At 48.3% G+C, this 23,366-nt stretch carries 21 protein-coding genes; 4 read left to right on the forward strand and 17 right to left on the reverse strand.

The genetic code is table 11. The features are described 5' to 3' along the window. The first annotated feature begins 75 nt into the window (after nucleotides 1-75). Nucleotides 76-1,110 (forward strand): CAF17-like 4Fe-4S cluster assembly/insertion protein YgfZ, encoded by a 1,035-nt coding sequence (ygfZ, locus tag QWY30_RS07295; protein ID WP_290239661.1) that lies wholly within the window; start codon nucleotides 76-78, stop codon nucleotides 1,108-1,110. Between the two features lie 22 nt (nucleotides 1,111-1,132). Here the strand turns inward: ygfZ and mmsB are convergent, their stop codons facing one another. The 5 genes from mmsB to QWY30_RS07320 are packed head-to-tail and all read right to left on the reverse strand — an operon-like array spanning nucleotide 1,133 to nucleotide 5,173. Continuing rightward, on the reverse strand, nucleotides 1,133-2,020 hold the full coding sequence (mmsB, locus tag QWY30_RS07300; RefSeq protein ID WP_290239664.1) for a 3-hydroxyisobutyrate dehydrogenase: 888 nt from the start codon (nucleotides 2,018-2,020) through the stop codon (nucleotides 1,133-1,135). Further along, entirely contained in the window at nucleotides 2,017-3,180 is a 1,164-nt protein-coding gene (locus QWY30_RS07305; RefSeq protein WP_290239667.1) for an enoyl-CoA hydratase/isomerase family protein, read from the reverse strand. Before QWY30_RS07305 ends, mmsB begins: the two co-directional genes overlap by 4 nt. Further along, entirely contained in the window at nucleotides 3,177-4,331 is a 1,155-nt protein-coding gene (locus QWY30_RS07310) for an acyl-CoA dehydrogenase family protein (RefSeq protein WP_290239670.1), read from the reverse strand. Before QWY30_RS07310 ends, QWY30_RS07305 begins: the two co-directional genes overlap by 4 nt. A 48-nt stretch (nucleotides 4,332-4,379) precedes the next feature. Next, nucleotides 4,380-4,742, reverse strand: coding sequence for an RnfH family protein (locus QWY30_RS07315; protein ID WP_290239672.1), 363 nt, complete (start codon nucleotides 4,740-4,742; stop codon nucleotides 4,380-4,382). Then, on the reverse strand, nucleotides 4,739-5,173 hold the full coding sequence (locus QWY30_RS07320) for a type II toxin-antitoxin system RatA family toxin (RefSeq protein WP_290239674.1): 435 nt from the start codon (nucleotides 5,171-5,173) through the stop codon (nucleotides 4,739-4,741). The genes QWY30_RS07315 and QWY30_RS07320 overlap by 4 nt, the downstream gene beginning before the upstream one ends. 90 nt (nucleotides 5,174-5,263) lie before the next feature. Between QWY30_RS07320 and QWY30_RS07325 the strand changes: the two genes are divergently transcribed. Continuing rightward, nucleotides 5,264-6,448, forward strand: coding sequence for a transglycosylase SLT domain-containing protein (locus QWY30_RS07325; RefSeq protein ID WP_290239677.1), 1,185 nt, complete (start codon nucleotides 5,264-5,266; stop codon nucleotides 6,446-6,448). On the opposite strand, the gene QWY30_RS07330 is transcribed toward QWY30_RS07325, so the two are convergent. From QWY30_RS07330 to QWY30_RS07340, 3 genes are all read right to left on the reverse strand, one after another. Further along, complete coding sequence (locus QWY30_RS07330) at nucleotides 6,432-7,805, reverse strand: SGNH/GDSL hydrolase family protein (RefSeq protein ID WP_290239678.1); 1,374 nt, start codon at nucleotides 7,803-7,805, stop codon at nucleotides 6,432-6,434. The two genes, QWY30_RS07325 and QWY30_RS07330, sit on opposite strands and share 17 nt — an antisense overlap. Before the next feature lie 117 nt (nucleotides 7,806-7,922). Further along, nucleotides 7,923-9,830 carry a DHHW family protein gene (locus QWY30_RS07335; RefSeq protein ID WP_290239681.1) on the reverse strand — a complete coding sequence of 636 codons (1,908 nt, stop codon included), beginning with the start codon at nucleotides 9,828-9,830 and terminating at the stop codon, nucleotides 7,923-7,925. A gap of 2 nt (nucleotides 9,831-9,832) precedes the next feature. Beyond that, a complete protein-coding gene (locus QWY30_RS07340) occupies nucleotides 9,833-11,296 on the reverse strand; it encodes an MBOAT family O-acyltransferase (RefSeq protein WP_290239682.1) in 1,464 nt (487 codons plus the stop codon). A gap of 192 nt (nucleotides 11,297-11,488) precedes the next feature. Between QWY30_RS07340 and smpB the strand changes: the two genes are divergently transcribed. Beyond that, nucleotides 11,489-11,947: an SsrA-binding protein SmpB gene (smpB, locus tag QWY30_RS07345; protein ID WP_290239684.1), complete on the forward strand. Its 459-nt coding sequence runs from the start codon at nucleotides 11,489-11,491 to the stop codon at nucleotides 11,945-11,947. A 67-nt stretch (nucleotides 11,948-12,014) separates the two neighbouring features. Here the strand turns inward: smpB and ppsA are convergent, their stop codons facing one another. Next, entirely contained in the window at nucleotides 12,015-14,378 is a 2,364-nt protein-coding gene (ppsA, locus tag QWY30_RS07350; RefSeq protein ID WP_290239686.1) for a phosphoenolpyruvate synthase, read from the reverse strand. Nucleotides 14,379-14,567: 189 nt separating this feature from the next. On the opposite strand from ppsA, the gene ppsR reads away from it, so the two are divergent. Beyond that, complete coding sequence (ppsR, locus tag QWY30_RS07355; RefSeq protein WP_435433374.1) at nucleotides 14,568-15,404, forward strand: posphoenolpyruvate synthetase regulatory kinase/phosphorylase PpsR; 837 nt, start codon at nucleotides 14,568-14,570, stop codon at nucleotides 15,402-15,404. A gap of 12 nt (nucleotides 15,405-15,416) precedes the next feature. Here ppsR and QWY30_RS07360 read toward each other — a convergent pair whose 3' ends face one another. From QWY30_RS07360 to bamA, 8 genes are all read right to left on the reverse strand, one after another. Further along, nucleotides 15,417-16,193 carry a TrmH family RNA methyltransferase gene (locus QWY30_RS07360; protein WP_290239688.1) on the reverse strand — a complete coding sequence of 259 codons (777 nt, stop codon included), beginning with the start codon at nucleotides 16,191-16,193 and terminating at the stop codon, nucleotides 15,417-15,419. Further along, nucleotides 16,190-16,813: a ribonuclease HII gene (gene rnhB, locus QWY30_RS07365; RefSeq protein ID WP_290239690.1), complete on the reverse strand. Its 624-nt coding sequence runs from the start codon at nucleotides 16,811-16,813 to the stop codon at nucleotides 16,190-16,192. Before rnhB ends, QWY30_RS07360 begins: the two co-directional genes overlap by 4 nt. 24 nt (nucleotides 16,814-16,837) lie before the next feature. Next, nucleotides 16,838-18,025, reverse strand: coding sequence for a lipid-A-disaccharide synthase (gene lpxB, locus QWY30_RS07370; protein ID WP_290239692.1), 1,188 nt, complete (start codon nucleotides 18,023-18,025; stop codon nucleotides 16,838-16,840). Then, nucleotides 18,022-18,816, reverse strand: a complete 795-nt coding sequence (gene lpxA / locus QWY30_RS07375; RefSeq protein WP_290239694.1) for an acyl-ACP--UDP-N-acetylglucosamine O-acyltransferase — start codon at nucleotides 18,814-18,816, stop codon at nucleotides 18,022-18,024. Before lpxA ends, lpxB begins: the two co-directional genes overlap by 4 nt. Then, a complete protein-coding gene (gene fabZ, locus QWY30_RS07380; protein ID WP_290239696.1) occupies nucleotides 18,817-19,269 on the reverse strand; it encodes a 3-hydroxyacyl-ACP dehydratase FabZ in 453 nt (150 codons plus the stop codon). Nucleotides 19,270-19,346: 77 nt separating this feature from the next. Then, on the reverse strand, nucleotides 19,347-20,441 hold the full coding sequence (gene lpxD, locus QWY30_RS07385) for a UDP-3-O-(3-hydroxymyristoyl)glucosamine N-acyltransferase (RefSeq protein WP_290239699.1): 1,095 nt from the start codon (nucleotides 20,439-20,441) through the stop codon (nucleotides 19,347-19,349). Between the two features lie 12 nt (nucleotides 20,442-20,453). Continuing rightward, nucleotides 20,454-20,945 carry an OmpH/Skp family outer membrane protein gene (locus tag QWY30_RS07390; RefSeq protein ID WP_290240085.1) on the reverse strand — a complete coding sequence of 164 codons (492 nt, stop codon included), beginning with the start codon at nucleotides 20,943-20,945 and terminating at the stop codon, nucleotides 20,454-20,456. 143 nt (nucleotides 20,946-21,088) lie between these two features. After that, nucleotides 21,089-23,347, reverse strand: coding sequence for an outer membrane protein assembly factor BamA (bamA, locus tag QWY30_RS07395; protein WP_290240086.1), 2,259 nt, complete (start codon nucleotides 23,345-23,347; stop codon nucleotides 21,089-21,091). Nucleotides 23,348-23,366: the final 19 nt, after the last annotated feature.

The following is a 23,366-nucleotide window of genomic DNA, read 5'->3' on the forward strand; positions in this document are numbered from 1 at the left end:
CGTTCATTTTTTCTCAATCAAAGATATCTTGAAATTTATTAAAGATTTCTTACAGACGACGTATTCTGAGGCATCATGCATCCCTTTTTCTCTCTGATCCCATCTGAAGATTCAGCGGCTCAAACCTTGGCAACTGTATATCCTCTGGATTCTCTGGCTGTGTTTGAGGCAAAAGGACAAGACGCTTTGACTTTTTTGCAAGGACAGCTGACCAACGATATTGTGTCTCCCGGAGTTGGACAATCGCGTCTTGCTGGTTATTGCACTGCCCAGGGACGTCTGCTCGCGACCATGGTCCTCGGACAAATGCCAGATATTGATCATGTCCCGACTGTACGCGGCATGATGAGAGCGGACATTCTCGCACCTGTCCTCAAGCGTTTATCCATGTTTATCCTGCGCTCAAAGCTTACTTTGCAAGCTGCGCAAGCTTATGTGGCAGGCGTGACTGCCCCCTCCTCTGACCGAGCCGCGCTTGTTTCGCAGTTGGGTCATCCACTGCCCGAGTCCACCTGGGAGACGCTTCACGGCCCAACGGGAATCTGGATTGCAGCGCCAAGCTCTGCCGGGAATGCTCAACACAACACGACAGTCAATCGTTGGTGGTGGATTGCGGACCAAGATCATGTTGATCACTTAAAACAATTGAAGTTAGAAATGGCGATTGGTTCCCCTGAGAGTTGGGCTTGTCAGGATATTCAGCTTGGACTACCTTGGATTGAGTCAAGGACACAGGATTTATTTATCCCGCAAACCCTCAATCTTGAGCTGATTGGTGGTGTAAGTTTCACTAAGGGCTGTTATCCCGGTCAAGAGATTGTGGCGAGAAGTCATTACCGCGGTACCGTCAAAAAGCGGATGGCGCTTGGATGCGTGACAAAAAATGATGCGCTCGAGCTAATCCCCGGGATGGATATATTTGATGCCGCGCAGGATGATCAGCCTTGTGGTCGGCTGATCAACGTGGCGAATTTGTCTTCTACTGATGGACCAACGCAGTGGCTATTGTTCGAAACGACTTTTGATGCTTTCGATCGTCAGCAGCTCAGAGTCGCATCGGCCAATGGTCCGGCGATCGAAATTGCCTCGCTGCCATACGCTACGAGGTAGTTTGCAAGCAACCAACCATTCATCAATCTTTTTTGATGAGATTCACAATGCTTGAAAAGTCCAGATGGCCATGGCCGTGCGCGCTATGCATAGCAAAAAGATTTCGCGCGAGTTCTCCAAGCGCAATGACCGAGCCTGAGCTCATGGCAGCCTCGGATGCGAGCCCTAAATCCTTCAGCATGAGGTCTACGCCAAATCCCCCCGCATAGCCTTTCGATGCAGGTACATTTTCCATGACCCCGGGCCATGGGTTGTATTTTTCTACAGACCAATTGCATCCTGAACTCTTTGAAATAATTTCAGACAGGATTTTGGGGTCCAAACCATTCGCCACGCCTAGTGCTAGTGCTTCGGCAGTGCCTGCCATTGCGATGCCAAGGAGCATGTTATTGGCGATCTTTGCGACTTGTCCGGCACCCGCAGTGCCCGCGTGGAAAATATTTTTCCCCATTTTTTCTAAAATAGGTTTGGCTCGAGCAAGATCCTGGGCATCACCACCGACGATAAAAGTTAAGGTGCCAGCGATCGCTCCACCTGTCCCTCCCGAAACCGGCGCGTCGATCATGCAAAGGCCTGATTGTGCCGCAGCTTTCGCGACCCGTCGGGCACTCTCCGCCGCGATCGTGCTGCAGTCGATCACTAAAGCGTTTTTGGGGCAATGATTCAGCAAACCGTCTTCGCCAAGATAGAGCGATTCAACGTGTTTACTGGCGGGAAGCATCGTGATCACAAACTCAGCCTGATCCACGGCTTCGATAGCAGATGACGCGCCATGCGCACCCAACGCAGTCAGTTTTTCAACAGACTGAGCAAGTAAATCAAATACTTTCAGAGTGTGACCCGCTTTCAAAAGATTGGCAGCCATGGGGGCACCCATGTTGCCGAGTCCGATAAACGCAATCTTGCTCATACAGTATCTCCCAGGCGATACAAAGGATGTTGATCTTCAGCAAAAGGAAGTGTAAAGAATTTCTGTACCCATTTTTCATCCGCTTCTGCGATGGTCGAGGGATTCCATTTGGGTTGTTTATCTTTGTCGATAAGTAAAGCGCGAATGCCTTCGGCAAAATCGCCATGTGCCGCAGCCATGAGTCCAGCTACCCACTCCACGCGATAAACCTGCGCTAAAGAGAGAAGTTTGTTGTGTTTCAACAATTCAAAAGTCACTCTGGCGGATCCTGGTGAGCCTTGTGCCAATGTTTTAGCCGCGCGCTGGAGCCAAGGATCCGGATGATCTGCGAGACTCAGGATGTTGCTCACAATCCTGTTCAGATCCTCTCCGCTACATAACCGTCGAATCAGTGGAAGATGATTCTGCAAGGGCTGAATGGTGGTGTCTGGCTCGCTGGAAAGTTCAGCAAGTAAAACATGTAACTGATCATGAATATTTCTGAGACCTACGCCCGAGAGAGTTTCATCCCAAGGCTGCTGGGTCAGCGATTCCAGAAGATTGGTGTACATATCGCGTCTCAGGTGATAATCGGCCATTCCGGCGAATAGTGCATCATTCCCGCCAAGCTGAGCGCCTGTGAGTCCGAGAAACAAACCGGCGTTTCCGGGGAGTCTGTTCAAGAGCCACGTCCCCCCCACATCGGGAAACAATCCAATCGAAATTTCAGGCATGGCCATACGGGTTGTCTCAGTCACGACGCGATGACTGGCTCCCATCATGAGTCCCATACCACCCCCCATCACAATACCGTCGCCCCAAACCAAAATAGGTTTTGGGTAGGTATGGATCAAGTAGTCAAGAGCGTATTCTTCTGCGAAAAAGGTGCCTGCGTACTTGTTTTGAACGGGATCGCCTGATTGATTTTGCATCATGCTGTGATGAAGCGCATGCAAGTCACCACCGGCGCAAAAGGCTTTGTCGCCAGCGCCTCGCAATACAATGACCACGACCTTGGGATTTTGCGACCACTCCTGAAGCTGATGGCTCAGTAATCGGGTCATGTCCAAAGACAGTCCATTGAGAGTTTTGGGGGCGTTGAGTTGCGCGACACCGATCAACTGGCCTCCAGCGCAATCGAGCTCTTCAAAAAGGACTAAGTCCTGTGCGACAGCATTCATTTCAAGTCTCCACCTTTTTCCAATAGTTGACGCGCGATGATGACGCGCATAATTTCGTTGGTGCCTTCGAGGATTTGATGCACGCGTGTGTCGCGGACCAGTCTTTCCAGCGGATAGTCCTTGAGATATCCATAGCCACCTAATAACTGCTGCGCATCCAGGCAAACGGCAAAGCCAATGTCGGTCGCAAATCTTTTTGCCATGGCGCAGTACGTCGTGGCATCAGTCGATCCTGCATCTAGTTTGCATGCAGCCAGACGAACCATTTGACGGGCTGCGACTGTGTGAGTCACCATATCAGCGAATTTGAATTGCAGAGCTTGAAAACTACTCAACGGTTGCTTGAACTGATGCCGATTTTGAATGTAGTCACGCGCGGTATCAATTGCGCCTTGAGCTGCTCCCACTGAACAGGTGCCAATATTGATACGGCCACCGTCAAGACCACGCATGGCGATTTTGAATCCTTCGCCCTCATCTCCCAGAAGATAGTCACAAGGAATTTCGACTTGATCAAAAGTGATAGCACGTGTGCTTTGGCTATTCCACCCCATTTTGCGTTCTTTGCGACCGTAAGTGATCCCAGTTGAATCTGCAGGAACTGCGAAAGCTGAGATTCCACGCGCGCCTTCTGCGCCTGTGCGCGCCATGACGATGAGTAAATCAGTTTCGCCAGCACCTGAAATAAAGGCTTTGGAGCCGTTAAGAATATATCGTCCTTGACTCAGTGTCGCTGTTGTTCTGAGAGAAGCAGCATCTGAACCCGAACCGGGCTCTGTCAAACAATACGAAGCGAGCTTTTCTCCAGTTGATAGCGCAGGACCCCATGTCCGACACAAATTTTCTGAGCCCCAATCACCCACCATCCAGGTCGCCATGTTGTGAATAGTTAAGAAGGCAGTGGTGGAAGGATCAATTCTGGCCATTTCTTCAAAGACAAGACTCGCGTCGAGTCTTGAAAGACCCAGCCCCCCGATTTCCGTTGATGCGTAAAGACTGCAAAAACCAAGCGAACCGGCCTGTGTGAAGGCTTGACGTGGAAATATTTCTTGCTCATCCCATTGCGCTGCTCCAGGCGCGAGAACGTCACGGGCAAAATTTTTTGCAACATTGACATAGGCTTCTTGATCTTCGCTGAGCTCAATATCCATTGCGACTTCCTTGGTTTAAAGCTACGGGGCTCATTCAACGATGCACTTTCATGATTGTGTCAGATCATTCACGGGCATTTTCTTTTTAATATTTCTGACTTTTTCTCTGTGCGCGGCGCGCCGGCGTCTGGCAATTTTAGGATCAACACGCAATGGAGAATAAATTTCAATCCGGTCATTGTCCGCGAGTCGGTGCTGAAGTGTCAGGTGCTGACCAAAGATTCCAACGTAAATATTTTCAAATGATTTCGACGGAAAGTCTGTAAAAAATCCGGAAATCTCTAGCGCGTCTTGGATCGAGGAACCGGCAGGCAGTGACAGCTGTCGACGCCAAATTCCCCCTTCCGGAAAGTACACAATCGATAGGCGTACGCCATCAGGTTCAAAAGAAGAGGAATCTAAAGGACTCATTCGCCGAAACACACCTGAGCGCGTTGAGTAAAAGAGTCGATGAAACTGGTAGCAATTCGATTGAAAATCGGTCCGACAAGCGTTTCTAATGCACGATTTGAAAATGCATAATTCAATGTAAACAGTACCTTACAGGCATCTTCTGAAAGTGCAAGGAACTGCCACTTACCTTTGAGCACAGAAAACGGTCCATCCACAAGCTCGAGTTCGATACATGTTGGATATTCATGCGTGTTACGTGTAGTAAAGGTTTGCTTGATGCCTGCCAGGGAAATCGTAATCGATGCCTGCATGCCCTTCTCATCTCGCGCAGACACGGAAGCCCCACCACACCAAGGCATAAATTCAGGATATTTTTCAACATCCGCCACCAGATCAAACATTTGGCTGGCGCTATGCGGCACCAGGACGGATCGCTCTACGGAATGCATTATTGATCACTATTAGCTAGAATGTCAGGATTTTACCGTTAGACGTTAGTCTTAGGGAGCGTCTTTCAGCTTGAATAAGGGCTGAACCACATGAGTTTTTACATGCTCAACCGCGCACTTCGCGCTTGTACGATCGCTGCCTCTCGCTTGTTGAACACCAACAAAGCTTTCATATCTGGCTTGTTTTGCTTTCTGATCGTGTTGACTGGTTGCGCCTATCTTGGGCAATCGGCTGCTGACGACTTTGAATCACAACAGACTCAAATACCAAAACAATACGTCAGTATTTGGACCTCAATGCGCCAAGGCTTCGCTTTGGCACCCTTGGAGTCCCCTATGGTGGCTCAGCAGATTCAACAATATTCTGCCAGCGGAAACCATTTTCAAGAAACCTTGACGCTTGCTAAACCCTATCTTTACTTTGTGCTTGAAGAAGTTAAAAAGCGCAATATGCCGACAGAGATCGCTCTGCTGCCTTTTTTAGAGAGTAGTTTTAATGTGCGCCGTGGCAAAGGTGTCAATCCTGCTGGTTTATGGGGTTTGATGCCTGTCGCGGCAAGGCACCTCAATTTACTGCATACTCCGTTCGAAGATGAGCGTAGAGACATCGTCCGCTCAACAGAGGCCGCCTTGGATCTGATGCAAGAGCTTCATACCAAATTCGGTGACTGGCACATCGCATTGGCTGCTTACAACTGGGGACCTGGAAACATGTCCAAAGCCATTGAGAACAATCAGCGAAGAAAAATTCCGACCAATTATCTGAATTTGAAAATGCCAATCGAAACCATGATTTTTGTGCCCAAGCTTTTAGCGCTGCGCAAAATCATAGAAAATCCCTCAACCTACAAAGTGACCTTGCCAGATATACCCAATACACCCTATTTTTCGTTGATCTCGGTGCCAAGGGCCATTGATATCAATGTTGTGCTTAAGCTTGCGGAAATATCGAATGACGAATTCGTTGATCTCAATCCAGCGTTTAATAAAACAGTCATTCCTGCTGAAAAAAATCAAAAAATTCTTTTGCCAGTCAATAAAGTCAAACGTTTCGAAGAAAATTATCAACAATACGACCAAGCACTTTCTCAGTGGCGATCTGTCATTGTAAAAAGTCCACAAACACTCGAGGCTTTAGCCAAACAATGGCAGGTCGATATCAACCGAACGCGTCAAATGAACAACCTCAGGATGGGGATCATTTTGCAGCCTGGCACAATGATCATGATCCCCAAGCCGAGTCTCAAAAATGACCCTGTCAGCGCGCAGGAATAACAGAAAGCGTATGTGGTGTTTTTCTGATTTGTAATGCACGTTCGGTGATGGCGCGACTCGAGGAATCAATCCAGTTATTGGTAAAGTTCGTATAAGTGGACAATCTGATTGTGCCAAAATCCGGCAAGTCTCTCACGCGATCGGGCCGCATCAGCATTCGTAACTGATCCTTTTGATAGAGCATATCAAAAAGACACTCGAAGTCATTCAAAAACACATACTGATCTTTTAAAGTACAAGCCTCGAGTTCTCTTTTTGCAGCGACAGAGAGAGTCTTCCTGTTGACATCGCTGGGCATGATGTCGACTCCTTTCGCTAATTCTGCTCCTGTGTAGCGACCAATATTAAACCCGTCAATCTGTATAGCGTAGCGGGCATTCTGCTCCAGACCTTTAATCCGCCAGGTCAGTCCTCTGAGTGCCTCCAGTGACTGATTCCCTAATAATTTGGTTTGGTCTGCACTGTACAGCATGGGGACAGGTGGCAAGGCAGTTGAGATATCAACACTCGCGCCTCCTGAACGATCCATTGTCGATCGAATTTTTTGTACTTTTTTAGTGTCTGCACCTGCGAGTCTAAACTCTGTTTCAAGGCTTGAGTTGCGAAGAGTGCTCTCTATCACAGCAGGTTCGAGATCTGCACCAATTTGTCTTAAAAACTCGACAGCCATGATTGCATGGCCAGCAGCACTGGGGTGGATACGATCTGGGATCAATTTGAAATCTGGCCTGGAAGCGGCTGAATTCAACGCAAGCTTCATTTGATCATGCCATTGGACTTTAATGACATCCGAGCGCACTGGATGGTTTCTCATTTCAGAGACTAAGCGCTCGAGTTGTCTTTGCCTATCCACAAGCTTTGACTGTGCGGGTACCCCTGCAGTATGTGCGGGCGTAGGCTCCACCCAAATAATGCGTTGGACACCGCCCTGTCTAAGACGCTGGATAATCGCATCGATATTCTGTATGAAAGCGGCATGAGGGCTACCCGCGGGATAGGCTGCGTCATTCATTCCGAAATTCACAACCACGACAGATGGGCGCTGAGATAAGACATCTTGATCGAGTCGATTCAGACCATTCAATGCCGAATGACCACCGATGCCAGCATTAATAAACGTTAAATTCAGATCCGGTCTTCTGAGAAGAAAAAATGTTTCTACGTAACGTCCATAGGTGTGCGCTGCGGTGATGCTATCACCGAGCCACACAATACGGTCACCTGGCACCAATAACAGGCCGCTCGTCGGACGTGGACCAGTAGGTAATTTTGGAGATTGAGTTTGAACATCCTCGCTGGACGTTTGACCAGAGATATTGCTCGATGGTGAACGTTCTGACTGAGCGCATGATGCCATGGTAAAGCTCAGGCAAGTGAGCAGACAAACGAAAACACTACGTCCAGCCTTGAACAATGGTGGTGTTATAGAAGTAGACAGAGTCTTGGGCATAGTATTCTCCTGATGAATCAAAGCTTATTGTGCAGCCCCACTGGCAGACGTGGAAGCTTGTACTTTGTTTGCAGCGTCTTCTTGCTGTTTGATGCGGCGTTTTTCAGCCTCGGTGAGCCAAGCCGTAGAACTGCCTCGGGCAACCTGACGCATTCTTTCCTGATGAGCGCCCGAGTTCGCGGTAATGGTGGCGTTGACAAAAACAAGATCCGTTACTCCAAAGGTATCCACGATATCCTGAATATTGCGAGAAACATATCTGTAATCAAGCACGACTACACGATCAAAGTGAGGTAATAAATAAGGCGCAAAAGCATTACCGTATGAGTTTTTAATCACTAAGGCAGTACGTCCGGTACCAGCATTCGTATTGGATACTAGCAAAGGTATATCTCCGCCTAGAAAAACGATATAACCCCTGCTCTTTTCCGCAAAGAAAGGTTGTGGAACTGGTGTTTTCTGCTGTGGCCCAGTATATTGCGTCCCATCAAATGTCACTGTAGTCGGAACATAGTAATAAGACTCCTTATCCGCATTTCGCAACTCCGGTGCCTGGGTCAGACTCCAAAAGGATCCAGCTACGCCCGGGACCGAACGTTTATCAAATGCAGATAAATCCAGCGGTGTCACGCCAACAGCTTTTGCCCATGCACGATATGCATAATAAGCACCAAGTCCGGTCCAGTGATGGTCAGATTTATAAAATAAACCTTCATCTTGATGGCCTTCCATTTCAGAAATGACGTCTGCAAATCGCACTTCAGGAAGTAGCGCGGCTTTCATTGCAGCCAAATTTTTGGATTCGGATGTTGTGCGTGCGCGCGCAGCGGGGGGTAAATAAAAATGACTACTCGTGGGCGTCACCACCACTGTCGCGGTCATCCCAGGTCGTTTGTTGGCGATCAGTTCGACCCAAGTATTCACTGCATTGGCATAGCCTTGAGCGCCTCGGTCAGTCCCCTGAAACATGAATAATGCCTGGCCATCATGCAAAAGAACACCTCCCACAACATTCAACGGCTTATTGTGTTGGGTTTGGTTTGCCGCGGATGCCGCGGATGATGCGGATGGTAAGGGCGCTGCAGCCTTGGCAGGCGGTACAGGTGGTGCAGAGGGTGCAGAGGGTGCAGGTGTTGGTGGCAATGCTGGAGCCGGTATTGAAGGTGCAGTGGCTGGAGCTGGCTCTGAGCGTGCTTGAATCTCGGCCACCGGCTTAACTGGGTCGTTTGTCGTAACGATGTTTGCTGATTGAATAGTTTCGATTTTCTCCACATTCGTCGTGACATTCTGGTGAGCTACGGATGTCTCTGATACGCTTTTTTCAAGTGGCTGTGTGTCATCAAGCTTCGCTGTATTTAAAGCCTGATCAGAATTTATGTCATTATTTTCGTTTGTGTTGTTTGAAACAATGTCAGGACTTGATTCTTGAATGTGAGTCAGTTTTTTTTCATCTTTGACTTCATTTTCGATTGTTTTTTCAGGCTCAGTGTTCACTTCGGCTTTTGCCGCAGCTTCAGTTTCAGTATCAAGTTCAAGGTTTGGAGTCGGATCGATTTCGGGTGCATTCGCCCATTGTGTGACATCCTCGAATCCGGTTTCGGCACCCTTGACTTGTATAACTCGATCACCGAAGTGCAGACCTCGGTGTGCTCGGATTGCAAAAGCGGCCTCGTTGAAATAATGTCGTGCAGGGAAATGATCTGCCAAATAGGTCTCGATACTTCTGGTGTATTGACCATCCAGAAGCGACTCAATTGAAAAAACAGGCCAAGAAGCAAGCCGCCGATTTTCAAGCTCAGAAATATTTTTATTCGACCGCAAGGTCAGCATAAAAATCACACCAACAATCGTCATTAACACGATCACAAACGAGGCGTGAAATATGTAATGTGTCTGTGTCGACAGGTTGGAGGATTTACTGGGCTCAGCCATGGCTAAAAACGGAAATATAAAAAAGGGTTGTAGCTCTGACCGACTAAAAGTGCAGTGGATAATATGAGTAAGGATAAATCTGTTGTCAGCAACACAATAGCTTGGGTGACGGGACGCCAATGATCAAAACGCAGCTGTTGAAATTTTGATTGCAACCATTCGCTCACAGGCATACACCAAAGGATTGCAATACACAGCCAAAGAGCGTGTGACGACAAATCATCTAATGTAGTGGAGCCCATTCGCGTTGTTTGAGTCAGTCCGAAAAGAATTTCCAAAAACGTGGTTAACCGAGAAAAATCAGTGAAGTAAAAAAGTGCCCAGCCAAGGGTGACAATCATCATGAGATAAAAATGACTCATCACGTTAGGTAAAACGCTAAGCAGACGTTCAATGAAAAGTCGCTCGAGAGCAATCCATACACCAAAATAAAGTCCCCAAAGCATGAAATTCCAGCTTGCACCATGCCAAAAGCCCGTCAAAGCCCACACAATGAACAAATTGCGATAGGCCCAGGTTTTATTCCCGCCAAGTGGAATATAGACATAATCTCTGAAAAAAGTACCCAGTGAAATATGCCAGCGACGCCAAAAATCAGTGACGGTTTTAGCGATATAGGGGTAATTGAAGTTTTCCCGGTAGTGAAAACCAAACATCATTCCCAATCCGATCGCCATGTCAGAGTAAGCAGAAAAATCAAAGTAAATCTGGATCGTAAACATCATCAAACCCAGCCAGGCATCCGCCATAGATAACGTCGACAAATCTCCGCCTAATGTTCGCTGAGCCCATTCTCCAGCAACGTTCGCGATAAAAACCTTTTTGAATAATCCAACGCAAACGCGGTGTAAACCTAGGCTAAAGTCCCTCCAAGTATGAATCCTGTGATTAATCTCATGAGCGATATGCACATAGCGAACGATCGGACCCGCGACAAGCTGATGAAAAAGACTGACATACAACAAAAAATCCAGAAAGCGACGTTGTGCCCTCACCTCCCCGCGATAAACATCAACAACATAGGAAAGGATCTGAAAGGTATAAAAAGAAATCCCGATCGGTAATGCGAAACCTGGATTGTTTAAACCTGTCACGAACGCATAGTTGATGTTTTCAACGATAAAGTCGCTGTATTTGAATATGGCGAGTAAGCCAAGATTGGAGAGAACAGCAAAAAAAACCGCTATTTTTTTGCCCGTCATCGTTTGTGATCGCTCTACCCAGAGGCCAACTAGCCATCCAACAAATGAGCTGGCGACCAGCATTCCGACCCAAATGGGTTCGCCCCAACCATAGAAAAAGAAGCTTGCAGCAATCAGAATCAGGTTTTGAGCCTGAGTAGCATGACCTTTAATCCCTGATGACGCGGATTCAGCCGCGCTGCGAATCCTCGAACCAATCAAATAGTAGATAATGAGGCAGATGGGCAGAAACAGGTACAAAAAAACAAGCGAGGAAAAAACCATGGTAGCCCGGTATCGACTTGTATCTATAGCCCTATATATGCTCAGGCCAGTTGTGTCTGTTTATGGAAATAATTAGTAACCAGAATTTTAACTATTATTCGTTATGATTGAGTGTTTTGGACAGTTTAGGCGAGTTTGTCGCTCTGAAACGGTTTGTTTTTGTTGCATATGCGTCAATGACGCAGGAAACATATGAGTATTATTGAAAACCGGAAGGCATTCCACGATTACACCATCGAGGAGCGATTTGAGGCTGGTCTCGTGCTGCAAGGCTGGGAGGTGAAAGCCATTCGTGCGGGGCGTGCGCAACTGAAAGAAAGTTATGTTGTCGTGCTTGACGGCGCGCTATGGCTTCTTGGTATGCATGTGAGCCCCTTGCATTCAGCTTCTACACATATTCATCCGGATGCAATGCGGACACGGAAGCTACTGCTCAAAGCAGAGGAAATCAGCAAGTTGATTGGTAAAGTTGAACAACGCGGCTATGCGTTGGTTCCCATCAACCTTCATTTCAAAAACGGACGTATCAAGTTGGATTTCGGTCTGGGTAAAGGCAAAAAACTACATGACAAGCGCGATGCTGCGCAAGAAAAAGACTGGGCACGGGAAAAAGAACGCCTGATGAAGCACGACACTCGTACGCGTGATTAAAAAAAGCCCGTTCTAAACAGAACGGGCTATTGCTTCAGATGAACTAGCTTATTTTTACAAACAGTTCTCAGACAGCCAGCTTTTTCCAGGTTTCTACAACGGTGTCAGGATTGAGCGACATCGATAGTATCCCTTCATTTTTGAGCCAGATTGCAAAATCTGCGTAGTCACTCGGGCCTTGGCCACAAATACCAACATATTTGCCAGCTTTCAAACACGCCTGAATGGCACGTCTAAGCATGAATTTGACGGCATCGTCTCGTTCGTCAAAATCAGTTGCAAGAAGCTCCATCCCTGAGTCACGGTCCAAGCCTAAAGTTAATTGGGTCATATCGTTTGAACCAATCGAGAAACCGTCAAAATACTCGAGGAACTGTTCAGCCAAAATGGCGTTTGATGGGACCTCGCACATCATGATGATCCGCAGGCCGTTTTCACCACGAACCAGTCCGTGAGAGGCTAACAGCTGTATCACCCGCTCGGCTTGCTTAACGGTTCGTACGAATGGAACCATTATTTCGACGTTTGTCAGGCCCATATCGTTTCGCACACGTTTAAGGGCTTCGCATTCCATTTTGAAACACTCTGCAAAATCTGCAGAAATGTAACGCGATGCACCCCTGAAGCCCAACATTGGATTTTCTTCCTCAGGCTCGTAACGAGAACCACCGACTAATTTACGGTACTCGTTGGACTTGAAGTCCGAGAGTCTGACAATGACAGGTTTTGGATAAAACGCGGCACCGATTGTCGCAATTCCATCTGCGAGCTTCTCAACAAAGAACGCACGAGGGCTCGCATGTCCTCTTGCGGCGGATTCAACTGCAATTTTGAGTTCAGCGTCTACATTGGGATAGTCCAGAACTGCCTTTGGATGGATACCAATATTGTTGTTGATAATGAACTCTAAACGTGCAAGACCGACTCCATGATTGGGAATTTGTGAAAAATCGAACGCAAGTTGGGGGTTGCCAACGTTCATCATGACTTTCAGCCCGACATCGGGCATGGCTCCCCGAGTGACTTCCTCGATTTCTGTCTCGATGAGTCCATCATAGATTCGCCCTTCATCACCCTCGGCGCAGGAGACGGTGACCTGCTGACCTTCTTTGAGTTTGTCGGTCGCATCGGCGCACCCTACTACGGCAGGAATACCAAGCTCACGGGCAATAATCGCGGCGTGACATGTTCGTCCGCCGCGATTGGTGACAATTGCGGAGGCTCTTTTCATGACGGGCTCCCAATTCGGATCTGTCATGTCAGTGACCAACACATCGCCTGGCTGGACTTTGTCCATTTCAGATAGATCGCTGACAACTCGCACAGGTCCTGAACCGATTTTCTGACCGATCGCACGTCCTGTCACAATGACCTGCCCCGTTGCTTTAAGACGGTAACGTTGCTGGACATCGCCATTGGATTGTTGGGATTTGACGGTTTCCGGTCTTGCCTGAAGGATGTAGATTTTTCCGTCCACACCATCACGACCCCATTCAATGTCCATGGGTCGCTGATAATGCTTTTCGATAATTACTGCATAGCGAGCGAGCTCAGTCACCTCGTCATCCGTGAGAGAGAAACGATTACGCTCGGAAACGGGTACATCAACAGTTCGAACCGCTCGACCTTCAGTTCTTTGCGGATCAAATTCCATTTTGATCAATTTAGAACCGATACGACGATTCACGATTGCGTAATGTCCGGTGGCAAGCGTAGGCTTGAATACGTAGAACTCATCAGGATTGACTGCACCTTGAACAACTGTTTCGCCCAGTCCGTACGATGAGGTAATGAACACAACGTCTTCAAAGCCCGACTCGGTATCAAGCGTGAACATGACGCCAGCACTACCCTTGTCTGAGCGAACCATGCGCTGAATACCCGCAGACAGAGCGACATCTGCGTGCGCAAAGCCCTTGTGGACGCGATAAGAAATCGCTCTGTCGTTGTACAGAGAAGCAAATACATGACGAATCTTGTCGATCACATCGTCGATACCGACAACATTTAAAAAAGTTTCTTGCTGGCCTGCGAAAGAGGCATCTGGGAGGTCTTCGGCAGTAGCCGACGAACGAACGGCGAACGATCCTTTGCCATCCACATCAAGTTTGGCAAAAGCTTGTTTGATATCAGAATTCAGTTGGTCAGGAAGGGGGGCCTCGACGATCCATTGACGGATCTCCGCGCCAGCAAGAGCCAGTTCACGGACGTCGTCTGGATTGAGGGTGGAAAGACGTTTTGCAATACGTTCGTCCAGGCCCGTACCGGATAAGAAATCCCGAAAAGCCTGCGCGGTCGTAGCAAAACCACCTGGTACACGTACACCAGCATCTGAAAGCTGGCTAATCATTTCGCCTAAAGAGGCGTTCTTTCCTCCGACAGAGTCAACGTCCGACATGCGGAGCTGCTCAAAAGACACGACATATGACATGAAAGTCACCCTTTTACAATGTTAGAAAGCGAGTTTGGTTAAAACCTCACAAAGCGACCCATTCAGAGAAGGATTCAACAAGTGCAAGTGCTAACCAAACTGGCCTGAGCCGGTCTTAGGGTGACAATCTAAAATTCTTTTGTTGCGCTGCATTATACTACTTGAGCAACTGACTTCGGATCAATTCATATGACGATGCCTGCCACGGAACGCACTGTTTTCATCATTTCAGATGGGACAGGTATTACAGCGGAGACCTTTAGTCACTCTGTACTTTCCCAGTTCGAATCCGTCACCTTCCGTCAGGTGCGTGTTCCATTTATTGATTCGGTTGAAAAAGCTGATTCTGTCGTTCAACGCATTAACAGATGTGCAGCGGATCAGGGTAACCCGCCCATCGTATTTACAACCTTGGTTAATCCCGATGTACTGGGCAGGGTCAGGCTCGCAAACGCACTCTTTTTGGATTTATTTGGTGCATTTGTGGAACCCCTCGAGCATCATCTTGGTATGAAATCCAGCCATTCAATTGGCAAGTCACATAAGGCTGTCAGTTCCACCCAGTATCGTAATCGTATCGAAGCGATTAACTTCAGCCTGGCGCATGATGATGGGCAGTTTGTCTCGGGCCTTGCCCAGGCAGACGTCATTCTGATCGGTGTTTCCCGGTGCGGCAAGACACCGACGAGTTTGTATCTCGCGATGCAATACGGTGTGAAAGCAGCCAATTTTCCTTTGATACCCGAGGACTTTGACCGGGGCGCATTGCCTTCCACATTAATGCCCTATCGCACCAAGTTGTTTGGTCTAACGATTCAGCCCGAACGCTTGATGGAGGTTCGACACGAAAGGCGGCCTGATAGCCTTTACGCCTCATTACCACAGTGTCGACACGAAGTTGCCGAAGCCGAAAGATTGATGAGGAGGGAGTCGATTCCAATGCTATCGACTACGACAAAATCAATCGAAGAAATCTCCACGACAGTTCTGCAAGAAGTGGGTCTGGATCGACACTCTGCCTATTGATCGCTCGAGTTTTCAGTGTCGAGTGTGTTGACGCCGCTGTTCGAAAAGACACACTGCGGACGCAACCGTGACATTAAGCGATTCGACGGCTCGATCATGCATGATTTTGATGCGTATATCTGCACGTTTAAGAAGCGGATCTGCCACCCCTTGCCCTTCATTTCCAAAAACCCAGGCAGCATGCTTGGGAAGTGCAGTTTGATAGAGATCGCTGGCGTCATCGAGCGTGGTCACGATCAAGGGAATGGCCAAGGCCTCAGTCACTGCCATCAAATGGACTTGTTCATGTAACTTCAGGACAAAATGGGCACCCTGGGCGCTACGCAAGACTTTTGGTGACCAAAGCCCAGCGGTCCCGACGGAAGCAAATACACGCTTAATACCTGCGGCAGCGCAGGTGCGTAAAATCGCGCCAACATTACCTGGATCCTGAAGTCGATCCAACATGACAATGGATTCTGATATTTTTTCGGGGACAGGATGGATCGTTGGTTGGGCCACGAATAAGACGCCTTGATCGGTATCAACACTTGAAAGATTACCGAGCAAAGAACCAGACATCGTGAGGCAGACGTTAGGGTCAAGTTTTTCAATCAATGCGGAGAGATGAGCTTGACCTGTTCGTTCTACGTCAAAAATAGCGTATTTAGGTTGTTTACCCAAAGACAACCAAGCCTCACATAAATGAATACCTTCCAATAAGATGGGTTCGTCCCGTCTGCCAGCGCTGGATTGCCATTTGAATAACTGCTTGTAAAGAGGATTCGAACGGGACTCTATATGTTTCATGATCTTTCCAAACAAGCACGCACCGGTGCGAAACTGCGTCGGTGCACTGGACTGGGGCCATACTGCTTAAGTCGTGCCAGGTGTAATGCGGTGCCATAACCCTTGTGCTGATCAAAGGCATATTGCGGGTAAAGAATGTGTAGACGCTGAAGCTCCTCATCCCGCGCAGTTTTTGCCAAGATGGATGCGGCTGAAATTGCAGGGACGAGCGAGTCTCCTTTCACGACTGTTTCCACACGACAATTCAAGCGTGGAGACTGATTTCCATCGATCCAAGCCAATTCTGGCTGAATACTCAGGCCTTCGACAGCCCGTTTCATCGCAAGCAGAGTCGCCTGAAGGATATTGAGTTGATCAATTTCTTGAACAGTTGCCACGGCAATAGACCAACTCAGGGCCTCAGATTTAATCTGCGAAGCCAGCATGATACGTTTCTTTTCAGACAAGGTTTTTGAATCAGCGAGACCTTCAATTGGACGCTCTGTATTCAAAATAACTGCGGCTGCATAGACATCACCTGCGAGTGGCCCCCTGCCCGCTTCATCTACACCAGCTGAATGGACAGGAGAGGTATTTGTTTCAAACAGACTGGCTTGGACGAAAATCGTTGATTTTTTCATAGATCGCGAAAGACGCATCCAATGTTATGTCTGTTTATGCACAATCGACAGGAGCGCATCTGCAACTCTCTGAGGGGTATTACACCTAAGGGTATGATGCATTTCCATAAATCGATTTTGAATCCGATCACAGCGGTTCTGATCATTCAATAAATTGGAAATCTCAAGCGCGAGATTTTCAGGTTTCGCATCTTCCTGAATGAGTTCAGGGACAACAAAATCATTTAACAGGACATTGGGCAAGCCGACCCAAGGCAAATATGGACGCTCCTGCCCGGATTTCCACGCCATCATTTTTCTGACCAGTGGAGAGACGGCATAGGAAATCACCATTGGTTTTTTAAATAGCGCAGTTTCGAGTGTCGCAGTTCCGCTTGCGACAAGTGCAACGTTACAGGCTTCAAGTACAGACCAGGCAATAGGATCCGAAATGCCAGATGCTTGCTCCTGAGCCAAAACAATGCGCAAATGATTAACAGGAATTTCCGAAAGGAAAGACTTGAACTCTCGCGATCTTTGTTCATTGACCATTGGTACAACGAATTGCAAATTAGGATCCTTTTTTTGTAAAAGCTGTGCAGCTTTCAAAAAGCGAGGTGCAATTAATTTAATCTCAGAAGCGCGGCTCCCAGGCAGAATAGCGATCATGCGAGCATGCTGATCCAGTCCGAGTCGGATGCGAGCAGCATTCTGGTCTGGTTCAAGAGCGATGGCATCGGCCATGGGATGACCGACATAAGTCACCGGAATACCTTCCTTTTTGTAGATGGCCTCTTCAAAAGGAAACAAGACAAGCATGTGCGAGACCGCTTCTCGTATGTAATGAATCCGCTCATAACGCCAAGCCCAGATTGAGGGACCCACAAAGTGCACTGTCGGCACTCCGGCACGGCGAAGTTTATGCTCAAGTCTTAAATTGAAATCGGGCGCATCTACGCCAAGAAATACTGCCGGCGGCTCACGCAGCCACCGTTTTTTGACATCACTGTAGATTCTGAACAAGGCAGGCAAGCGTTTGATGGCATCCACATAGCCAAATACGCTGAGCTCATTCATCGGATGCCAGACATCCAGACCTTCAGCCTTTAAATGTGGGCCGCCGATGCCTTGCGGTCTAACATCCGGATCAGCAAGCTTGACTCCAGCGAGGGCTCGAGCGGCAATTAAATCCCCAGAAGGCTCGCCTGCAATGAGCCCGAGTCGCCAAGTCATGGCCGAATAATGCCCCGAGTGCTCGCCTCGATGAAATCGAGCAAAGGCTGAAGCGCGTCTGCGACAGCGGGCTCCTTTTGTTGTCTGGCGCGAATCTCCGCACATGCGTCACTTAATGACAAGCCTCGGCGATAAATGAGCTTGTAGGCATCGCGAAGCGCACCAATTGATTCGGCGCTAAAACCTCTGCGTTTGAGACCCTCGACGTTAATGCCAACAGGTACGCATGGATTACCAGAGCCCATCACATAGGGAGGAATGTCCATGTGCAGTGCGCTTTGACCTCCAGTCATGCTGTGAGCACCGATTTTGCCAAACTGATGCACTGCGGCTAGGCCACCGACAATCGCCCAGTCCCCGATGTGCACATGGCCACCCATCTGAACGCCGTTTGCAAGAATCGTGTGATGGCCAACCTGACAGTCATGCGCGATATGCACATAAGCCATCACCCAGTTATCGGAACCCAATCTGGTCACTCCGACATCTTGAACGGTTCCGGTGTTGATCGTGACATACTCACGGACCATATTCCTATCGCCGATTTCAAGCCTCGTGGGTTCCCCCGCATATTTTTTGTCCTGTGGAATGCCGCCAACAGAACAGAATCGATAAAAATGATTCCCTTCACCAATTGTCGTATGACCATCAATCACGCAATGAGGTCCAATAATGGTGTGGGCGCCGATAGAAACGTCAGGTCCAACAATGGAGTATGCGCACACCGAAACAGAGGGGTGCAGCTGAGCGTTTGGATCGATAAGAGCGGTTGGATGGATCAACGCAGACATTTATTTTTCCATGGGTCTGATGGCGCACATCAGTTTAGCTTCGGCGACTTCCTGGCCATCTACGAAAGCATGGCCTTGGTATTTGCAAATTGTCCGGCCCAGTCTTTCGGCCACGACTTCTATATGAAGTTGATCACCTGGCAAAACGGGTTTACGAAAGCGAGCGCCGTCAATACCGACAAAGTAATAGAGGATTTCCTCGTCTTTAGGCTTGAGTCCGGTTTCATCCGCGAACGAAAAGATGGCTGCGGCTTGAGCCATCGCTTCAAGTATCAACACGCCAGGCATGACGGGGTGATGCGGGAAATGGCCTGTAAAAAAAGGCTCATTGATAGAGACATTTTTAAGCGCCTTGATTGATTTGCCGGGCACCATATCAATGACGCGATCAATCAGCAGCATTGGGTAACGGTGAGGCAGCCTGTCAAGAATACTTTTGATATCAAGTTGCATAACTTATCCTAGACGCATCATAAAAATAAAATGTAAAAAAGGTGCCGCACTGACCAAAGTAAGTGGAGTTCTATTTCTTAATCACGCTCAAGCGCGCGTACACGCTTGCGAATTGAGGACAGTTGAGACACAACTGCCGCATTGCGCTGCCATTCTTTATGTTCGGCAAAGGGATAAACACCGGTGTAACGCCCTGGCTGTTCAATATTGGCAATGATTCCAGTACCACCAGAGATATGCACATCATCCCCAATGACAAGGTGACCAGATATACCCGTCATGCCACCAATCGTGCATCGGGATCCGATTTTGGTGGATCCTGCGATCCCGGCACATGCTGCGATTGCTGTGTGTGCGCCAATCTGACAGTTGTGACCAATCATCACCTGGTTATCAATTTTGACACCGTCTGAAATGATGGTGTTATCCAAAGCGCCTCGGTCGATCGTCGTGTTGGCACCAATCTCGACATCATGACCGATGATGACAGTGCCGAGTTGCGGAATTTTTCCCCAGGCACCCTTGGACAGGCTAGGATCGGGTGCGAAGCCAAATCCGTCCGCACCGAGGACAACTCCACTGTGAATGATCGCACGATCACCAACTCTTACACCATAATAAAGAGTCACTTTGGGATAAAGAATCGAAGATGCACCGATCTCGACATCATCTCCAAGAACACAACCTGCACCGATCTGAGACATCGCGCCAATGGTGCATCTGGCACCCACTACAGCGTGTGGACCAATCAAAACACTGGGGTCTATCTGCGCGCTGGGATCAACGATGGCAGAAGGATGAATGCCAGGTTCATAGGCCGGACGCCTTGCCCACTCAAACCATTGCGCAATCCGAGCATAAAGTAAATATGGATGCTTACAAACAACCCTGGCAAAGCGAGGAGCAGGCACTGTTTGAGCAAGTTTCTCTTCGATTTCTGGCAGCACGATCACCGTGCAAGCACGTGTCAGTGCTAAGTGATCGAGATATTTGGGGTGAACAATGAAGGAGATCTCTTGCTCACTTGCATGAGCTAAAGATCCTAAACCAGCGATACGGGGATCTGCGTGCAGTCCGGATCCGGGTACAACGCTCTGAACTAACCCACCAGGCACTGCGCGCAGAAGTTCAGAGAGTACAGGTGCCCGGGCCGGGTCTAACAGGACGGGCATGAATCGGGCTGATTATTTAGTACCAAGCGCTTGAATTACCTTATCGGTAATATCCGCGCGTGGATTGACGGTCACGGCATCCTGAAGAATCATGTCGTAATCATCTTTTTCAGCAATACGCTTGATCGCAGCGTTAGCGCGTTCAATAATCGTGGCAAACTCTTCGTTGCGACGACGATTGAAATCCTCTTGGAGTTCACGGCGCTTACGTTGCAAATCCGCATCGATGTTTGCAAGTTCACGCTGACGCTTGTTACGATCAGATTCAGAAAGGACAGGAGCGTCCTTTTCAAATTTTTGAGCAGCAGTACGAAGGTTATTCCCTAATCTCTGGATTTCTTCTTCGCGCTTTTTAAATTCGGCTTCAATCTTGGTCTGTGCCGCTTTTGCCGGAGCAGAGTCACGCAAAATACGCTCGGTGTTCACGAATCCAATCTTGGAGCCTTGCGCATGCGCAACATGACCGAAGGCCATCGCAAAAGTCAGGAATGACAATACGATCATCCACAAAAGGGATTTCCGATCAAAACCCTCAAATGAAAAACCCAGTTGAGTGTGGGAAACAGAAGATGCAGCCATTATTAAACTCTCACGATAAACGAAATTACAGATTGGTATTGTGCCACTAAACGAATCGACAAGCCTGACTAGAAACCTGTGCCGATTTGAAACTGGAAAATTTGAGTGTTGTCGCCTGGTTTGGAATTCAGAGGTTTTGCGAAGGACAGTTGCAAAGGCCCAAGAGGAGAAACCCACGATAAACCGATACCCGCTGAGTAACGCATCTGACCGAAATCAATAGCCGTATCGTTACCAAAGCCGTCCGTACCGAAGACTTGGCCACCATCAGCAAACGCGAACCAACGTAGTGAACGATCTTGCTGGCTACCGGGGAATGGCAGATAAAACTGGATGTTACCCACTACTCGCTTGGAACCACCCAGGTAAGTACCTGTGATTGGATCAGTCGGACCGAGAGAGTTTTGTGAATAGCCTCGGACGGTACCAATACCACCGGCGTAAACGTTCTTGATAATTGGGTAAGGCAAATCTGTTTTGTAACTATTACCAAAATCGAACAAGCCGTTGAATGCAACCGTGTAATCACGTCCGATTGGTAGATAGGTCTGGTATTGAGCGCCAAACATGTAGTAATCAAGACTACCTGTTCCCACATCCAACTTGAGTCGGGTAAAAGAGCCCTTTGTCGGACTGAGCGCGCTGTCTCTGCTGTCCTTGGACCATCCAGTATTCAAAATTGCGGCAGTGGTTGTTTCACCGTAGTCTCTGACATACTCACGGTAAGCCAGTGGCGAGTTGTCATACAAGCCGATGGAGTTTCGTTCAAGGCTGACGCCCATGAAAATCCTGTCGAATTCAGATATCGGAACACCAAAATTCAAACCGAGACCGCCAGTTGTCACTTTGTAATTACCGGGGTTGTTTGAATAAGGCGTAATGGTTCGATAGTAAATCGAAGAAGTTCGGCTGATACCGTCGTTGGTAAAGTAAGGATCAGTATGCGCCAGCACTGCACTGCGGTTAGAGGCGCCGGTATTCAAGTTCAATGTCAGATTGGTACCGCTACCGAAAACGTTGTCCTCGGAAATGCCCGCTGAGAGAATGACACCATCAACCTGTCCGTAACCAACGCCCAGATTGAGCATGCCTGTAGGTTTCTCTTCAACGGTGAGATTGACATCGACTTGGTCGGGTGAGCCTGGGACGGGCTCAGTTCCTACCTTAACTTCTTTGAAGTAACCGACTCGGTCGAGCCGATCACGGGATAATTTGATCTTGCCGGAGTCATACCATGCAGCTTCGGGCTGACGCACTTCACGACGAATCACTTCATCTTTTGAACGATGATTTCCGACAATCTGTACACGTCGGACATAAACGCGACGGTTGGGATCTACATAAAACGTCACTTCAGCCGTTTGCTTTTCACGATCCAACACAGGGTTTGGATTGACGTTCGCAAAGGCATAACCTAATCCACCCAAAAAGTCAGAGATCCCTTTGGCAGTCGCGTTGGTCTTTGCTCCAGAAAATATCTGACCAGCTTTTAATTGAACCAGCTCATTGATTTCACGATCAAGACCTAGCAAGTCGCCAGCCAGTTTGACCTCAGATACGGTGTAAGGCTTACCTTCGGAGACCGTCAAGGTAATATAAATGTCCTGACGATCGCCAGAGATCGAAACCTGTGGGGGTTCGATTTTAAATTCGAGGTAACCGCGATCAAGATAGAAAGATTTGATGGTCTCAACATCTTTCTCTAGTTTCTCACGCGAATATTTATCAGAGTCCGTATACCAGGTCAGCCAGCCAGGTGTTGTCAGTGACATCAAGTCACGCAAACGGCTCTGTGAAAAAGCAGTGTTCCCTACAAAATTGATTTCACGAATGCGCGATACACCGCCCTCAAAGAGATCAAAGTTGATCCCGACGCGGTTTCGGGGAAGCGGCGTCACGGTTGGAGAAATCTCTACGGCGTACTTGCCTTTGTTCAGGTAAGCCTGCTTGAGCTCAAACTGCGCTTGTTCGAGCATCGACTGGTCAAAAACCCGGCCCTGGGCAAAGCCAACTTGCTTAAGGTTATCGATAATCTTGTCAGGCTCAAACTCTTTCATGCCGGTAAAAGTAATGGCCGCAATCGTAGGACGCTCTTGCACAGCGACCACAACAACGCGGTTAGCAGTCTGGATTCGAACGTCGGCATACAAACCTGTTGCATAGAGCTTTCGGACGGACTCTGTCGCGAGATCTTCTGTAAATCTTTGACCGACCTTAAAAGGAAGCTGAGCAAAAATCGAACCAGGCTCGGTCCGTTGCATACCCTCTACTCTGATGTCGCTCACTACAAATGGCTCAAAAGCTTGAGCATTGTTAGGTAAAAACATAGTGACGAGGAGCACCTGA

It is taken from the genome of Zwartia panacis (genome assembly GCF_030410395.1).
Classification (GTDB): domain Bacteria; phylum Pseudomonadota; class Gammaproteobacteria; order Burkholderiales; family Burkholderiaceae_B; genus Zwartia; species Zwartia panacis.